Origin of the sequence: Lactobacillus sp. ESL0260 (assembly GCF_003692935.1) — a bacterium.
Classification (GTDB): domain Bacteria; phylum Bacillota; class Bacilli; order Lactobacillales; family Lactobacillaceae; genus Lactobacillus; species Lactobacillus melliventris.
Genome location: NZ_REHO01000009.1, coordinates 23,442 through 29,586, shown reverse-complemented (window position 1 = coordinate 29,586; position 6,145 = coordinate 23,442). Strand labels below are relative to the sequence as shown.

The 6,145-nt window shown below is 35.1% G+C and carries 4 protein-coding genes; 2 read left to right on the top strand and 2 right to left on the bottom strand.

Annotated features, from left to right (window positions below; translation table 11 throughout):
- Positions 1-2,533, bottom strand: a 2,533-nt coding sequence (locus tag F5ESL0260_RS03700; protein ID WP_147444113.1) for a hypothetical protein, incomplete at its 3' end; no start/stop codon positions are given.
- 452 nt (positions 2,534-2,985) lie between these two features.
- Here F5ESL0260_RS03700 and F5ESL0260_RS03695 point away from each other — a divergent pair.
- Positions 2,986-3,315, top strand: a complete 330-nt coding sequence (locus F5ESL0260_RS03695) for a helix-turn-helix domain-containing protein (RefSeq protein ID WP_122025908.1) — start codon at positions 2,986-2,988, stop codon at positions 3,313-3,315.
- 138 nt (positions 3,316-3,453) lie between these two features.
- Here the strand turns inward: F5ESL0260_RS03695 and F5ESL0260_RS03690 are convergent, their stop codons facing one another.
- Positions 3,454-4,182, bottom strand: coding sequence for a YebC/PmpR family DNA-binding transcriptional regulator (locus F5ESL0260_RS03690; protein ID WP_122025907.1), 729 nt, complete (start codon positions 4,180-4,182; stop codon positions 3,454-3,456).
- A 261-nt stretch (positions 4,183-4,443) separates the two neighbouring features.
- On the opposite strand from F5ESL0260_RS03690, the gene F5ESL0260_RS03685 reads away from it, so the two are divergent.
- Positions 4,444-6,057, top strand: coding sequence for an APC family permease (locus F5ESL0260_RS03685; RefSeq protein WP_370448583.1), 1,614 nt, complete (start codon positions 4,444-4,446; stop codon positions 6,055-6,057).
- The last annotated feature ends 88 nt before the right edge of the window (positions 6,058-6,145 follow it).

The window sequence follows — 6,145 nt, the reverse complement described above, 5'->3', positions numbered from 1 at the left end:
TATATTTAACCGTGATCGTGATGTCTTGATCAGTTGACTTTACCTGCGTCCCTTTTACTACTTTGGTATCAGCTTCATATCCAGTTACTTCTGGTGAGTTGACATCTTTAAACGCAGCACTTGCCGGACTCCACGGACCATAAGTGGTCTCCTTGGTTACGAAGTCTACTGTACCCTCACGGGTAAACTTGACTGTTTGTACGCTTTCAGGCACCTGTGTTGGCGTGCCAACATACTTGATAGTCTGTTTAACTTCTTTAATGAGGTTCGCGTCATCATTTTTACCTGTCGCCGGATTGTTTTGTCCCGGAATGTAGCTTTGCTTAAAGTGTTTTAAATTAACAATAAATTTTTGCGAGTCGTTACTAAATACTTTATCCCCGCCATTGGTAAAGCCATCAAAAGTTACTTCATAGCCCTGTTGGTTTAAAGTAGTAATCGTTCTATCATGCTGATCACGAGGGATTTTATCGCCTTCATTACCATATAAAGTATCAGAAGCGATCATTTTACTACCAGACTGATCACTATTACTATCAAGGTCATAATACTCAATAACTGTCTTTTGACTTGATCTACTGTACTTAACCGTGATCGTAATATCTTGATCAGTTGACTTTACCTGAGTTCCTTTTACTATACTGGTGTCAGGTTTATACCCTGGAAATTCCGGTGAATTAACATCCTTAAAAATTTGACTTATTGGATTCCACGGACCATAAGTGGTCTCCTTAGTTACGAGATCTACTATTCCCTCACGGGTAAACTTGACCGTTTGTACGTTTTCAGGCACCTGTGTTGGCGTGCCAACATACTTGATAGTCTGCTTAACTTCTTTAATGAGGTTCGCGTCATCATTTTGCCCAGTTGCTGGGTTGTTTTGCCCCGGAATGTATCTTTGTGTTTTGTGTTTTAAATTAACAATAAACTTTTGCGAGTCGTCATTAAATACTTTGTCCCCGCCACTAGTAAAGCCATCAAAAACTACTTCATAGTTGTTTTTATTTAAAGTAGCGATAATTTCATCATGTTTACTACGTGAAATTTTATCTCCTGCAGTACCGATTTCAGTATTAGAATTCAACAACTTATTGTTGGCATCAAGATCGTGGTATTCAATTATAGCTTGTGGTTTACTCGCATAATCAAAACTTTTGAACTTAAATATATGCTTAGTCGGTAAAGTTCCAGTTGAGGCAGAAATTGTAAAGTAAAGGTATTGGTTAGCACCATTAAATTGGATTTGTTTAGATGAAGTATAGGTTTGTCCATTAATTGTAATCTTTACTGTAAGTGTCTTATTACTTGCTGTATAGTTTAATGTAAAAAAATTGTCCTTTCCTTGATTAATATAAGTGTAGGGAACAGTAAAGAGACTATTTTTGCTAGTATCAATACTGCCCAATCCAGTGTTATCAGTAGTAACAAATGCTCCATATGCACAATCTTTTGGCGCAATTCCATCATCCTCTGGACCAAGTAACTTAGGAGTGTCAGTTGAATAATTATGCCAAGTATCGAACTTCCAACCTATAGCATTAGGTATGCCATTAATACCTAAATTTCCACCAGTTTTGCCGACTTGGTTTTTTTCTCCAGTATAAAAGGCAAATCCAATACCATCAGCAATACCGGAAGCATTATCAACTTTCGTCGTTGTTCCAAAGTTCATATATCCGGAAAGGGTAAAGTTCCGAGTTAAGTCAATCGGGTCCTTGAAGGTGATATTACCTGCTTGCCAACTGTCACTTGTTAAAATTTGATTACCAACTGGTTTTCCGTCACCATCCGTGGAAATAGTATAATTTCCCGCTGTAGCTGCACTACCATTTTGTTGAAAATAGTTTAAATAATTATTCGGGTCTACATGAATACTATTTGCACTCCTTGTACTTATAGTTTGATTCCCATCATTTGACTGATCAGCAATAAAATTATTAGCACTAAAATTGTCAGTCTGAGTAGTTTCAGCATTAAGCTGATTTTCTTTTGTGTAATTTTCCTGGTTAACGTTATAGCTACTCTCTCTCTTTAAATCTTTTTGATCCAGAGTCGAATTACTATATTCAGTATTAGCCTCTTCCTTTTTCATGATTTTAGATTTAAATGTACCACTACCAGTTTTGGTACCCTTCTTCAGTGGATCAGACTGAGAATTTATTGGTTTTTGCTTTGTTGTACTATGTTGCTTTTTGATTTTTTTAGTCTTTAAAGAAGAACTTCCAACTTTAGTCCCCTTCTTTAGTGAATCAGACTGAGAATTTATTGGTTTCTGTTTTATTGCATTATGTTGCTTTTTAACTTTTTTAGATTGAGTAGAATGTCTTACAATTCTACATCTTTTCTTTAATTTTACTGTATTAGATTTAGGAGTAGTTTTTGCACGTTTAGTTACTTTAATTTGTCCACTTGGTACTTTAGCTGCATGAATCACTTCTGGATTGTTTACAGCCAAAAAATCCAGAGCGGCCACAGTAGCACCACTCATCAAAAACTTTTTTCCCTTTTTATAGAATTTTTTTGATTTTTTCATATATTCTCGCTTCTCTAATATATAAATAACAATTGTAAGGCTTTATTATTCATCCAAACGGGAGAGTATAAAGTGAATTTTTTGGTTTCTTTTCAAAAAATATAACAATCCAATTTTTCTTTTAAATAAGGTAGATTAGAGTCAAATTGGTCTGAAACAAATTAAATCTGTTGCCCAGTTTTCGTGTCTATTATCCGGCCTCTGACCTTCAAAATAGTCACTATCCTACTTTATTTGGTAATTTGTTTGCTTTTTCAACTACCACAAGTGATACTATTTATGTAAGCTAAAAAAGTAGTCAGACTTCACACTTCGGCTACTTAATTAACTAACACAATAATGAAATTTTTGTGCTGTCCACTACGTGAACAATTTTATTATATTACCAGATATGGTAGCGGTCAAGTACAAAAAGCAATCATTTATGATACTTTTTGAAGGAAGAATTAAAAATGAATGTTTACTCCCGTATTTTTGATACTGCCAAAAAACATGGAATGTCCGTTAAAGAATTGGCAAGAAAAGCCGATATCGGTGAAAATAGTATTTACCGATGGAAAACCATTAAGCCCTCAATTCAATCATTAACAAAAGTAGCTAAACAGCTGCATGTTACGACCGACTATTTATTAGGTCAAAAAGAAAGTGATAGTAATTACTGCATAGATATAGCTGATGAAAATATTCAACTGTTGTATCATGGGCAAAATGTACCAGAAAAATATATTAAGATGCTTCGCTTCATTATGGAAGAAGATCAAGAAGAAATGGCCAAAGATTAAAAAACAATTTTTTAAAAAAGTGATCTTCTTTTTCACTATATTTTTATTAGATTTTAAGTAAAAAAGAAGCATATAAAAGTATACCTATCCTTTTATATGCTTCTTACTTTAGTCATTTAATAAAAATATCTTTTATATTTAGTCTTCATCTGCAGCTGCTGTATAGACATTCTGAACATCATCATCATCTTCCAGAGCATCTACCAAATGATCGAATTGTTCTTTTTTATCATCTGGAACTGGAGTAGTTGTTTCAGGTATCATTGTTAATTCAGCATTAGCAAGTTTATAACCAGCTTTTTCAAGTGCATCGCGTACTTGAGCAAATTGCTTAGGGTCTGTGTAAATTTCATATGCATCATCGCTGGTTTGCAAGTCATCACCGCCAGCATCCATTACATCAAGTAACATTTGATCTTCATCAGCATCAGTTGTTGAGCGGTCAATAACAATGTAGCCCCTACGATTGAACATATATGCAACAGAACCCGTAGCACCAAGAGAGCCACCATTTCTGGTAAAAGCAACTCTAACTGCAGAAGCAGTCCGGTTCTTATTATCGGTTAATGCTTCAACAAATATTGCTACACCGCCTGGAGCATAGCCTTCATAAGTAATTTCATCATAATGCTCGTCTGAATTTCCCTCAGCCTTTTTAATGGCACGATCAATATTAGATTTAGGCATGTTATTTGCATGAGCCTTATCCATTACCATACGCAAATTAGGATTTCCGGAAGGGTCAGGACCACCATTCTTTGCAGCCATATAAATTTCACGAGATAATTTTTGGAAAATTTTACCCCTCTTTGCGTCTTGCGCATTCTTGCGGCCTTGAATATTGTGCCATTTTGAATGTCCTGACATTTAAGAATCCTTCTTTCTTTTGATAGCGTATTAACGATATTATCTTACCGCATAGCACCACAAATTTCAATACTAGCAATTATTTAGCTTCACTTTTTAACATAAATTAATCCGTTTTCATTAAAATAAGTTTATCTTGACTCTGGTCAATTTTTTATTTAATTAGTAAAATAAAAACATTAATTGTTTTCAAAGGAGAGAGTTTTAGTGGAGGAAATAAATTCAAACAAGAAATACATATCTTGGCCAGTCTTAACCCTGATGGCTTTTTGTACCGTGATCGGGCTGGACGATATTATGTACAACTTTCAAAATCAGGGAATGCCGGTTGTTACTTCATGGATTATCATGTGTTTGTTTTATGTCATTCCCTATTCATTAATGGTGGGCCAACTGGGATCTGTTTTTAATAATGAGGGTGGCGGTTTATCATCCTGGGTTCGTGGAACTAACGGAGAATTTCTCGGCTATTTTACTGCCTGGACATACTGGGCAGCGTCAATTCCTTATGCCGTTGATTCAGCTAACGAAATAATCGTTGATATTGGCTGGGCTTTGACCGGTTCTGAAAAGTTTCAAAGTCAAATTTCTAATACCAAATTCGCTTTGATGACCTTTGCGATGTTCATTATTTTCATTATTGTTGAACATTACTTTTCTCACTCAATGGAAGTTCTTTCTACTATTGGTGGTGGATTAATGCTCATCATGACCTTGATGTTTGTTTTCTTGGCTTTCTTGGGACTAGCAAAATCCGGTGGTCACATGGCAACACAGCCTTTTACTTGGCGGACACTTATTCCCAAGTTTGACATGCATTACTGGACAACTATTGCAATGCTTATTTACGCACTGAATGGTTGTGAACTGGTGGCACCCTATGTGACTAAGATGAAAAAGCCTAAGTCTGATTTTCCTAAAGCAATGATTGCTTTGGCATTAATGACTATTTTTCTAACAGTCTTTGGCTCTTTTGCTTTGGGGATATATTTTAACAGCTACCATATTCCAAATGATTTAAAAATGAACGGCGCTTATTACGTTTTTGACATGGTAGGACACCAATATGGCTTAGGTAAAACTTTGCTCTACGTTTGGGCCTGGACATCTGTCTTTTATAATGCCGCTTTATTAGCTGTTCTTCTTGATGCCATGACTAGGATGCTCATTTCTGATACTGGCGATAAGTATATGCCTCAGTTTTTACAGAAAAAAGACAAAAATGGTCTACCTATTAATGGCTATGTTTTAACTGTTTCTTTATCAGCTTTTATCATGCTGTTAGGTATCTTCCTACCAGATATGAATGATATCTTTAACTGGCTGTTGAATTTGAATGGAATTATTTCTCCAGGTGTAACTTGCTGGATCTTCTTCTCTTTCATGCAGATCAGGAAAAACTCGCAAAAGTTTACTTCAGACTACGTTTTTATTAAGAATGACAAGCTGGGATACCTTGCTGGTTTATTTTTACTAATAGTGACTGCTGCGGCAACTATTTTAGGAATCGCACCTCAGGACATTAAAAAATTTAGTGGCTACTGGTGGTATGAATTAATAATCAATATTGTTGCTATCATTGTATTAATCGGCTTAGGTGCTATTTTACCAAGTATCAGAAGACGTGAAGAAGAATACGGTATTGCATTTAACAAGAAGCAATGGACAACTATTTTTGTTTTGATAATCGGTTCTATTATTTTTGATCTATACCTTGGTGAGAAAAATACACTATTTCACAATGCCGCAATTAATTTTGGTCAAATTAAAATTGGTGTAAATATTGTCATGATTATTATTGAAACAATTTTGGCAATCCTAGTTTGTTGGCTTGTCGGCAGAAGAAAACCTACTCAGGTGAACAACGAAATTTAGCTCTATTCTCCGAAACTTTTTTAGTTTCGGAGTTTTTATATATCAAAAATTTAGTTAAAAGTGCTTTCAAAAATAGCAGTACTCAACA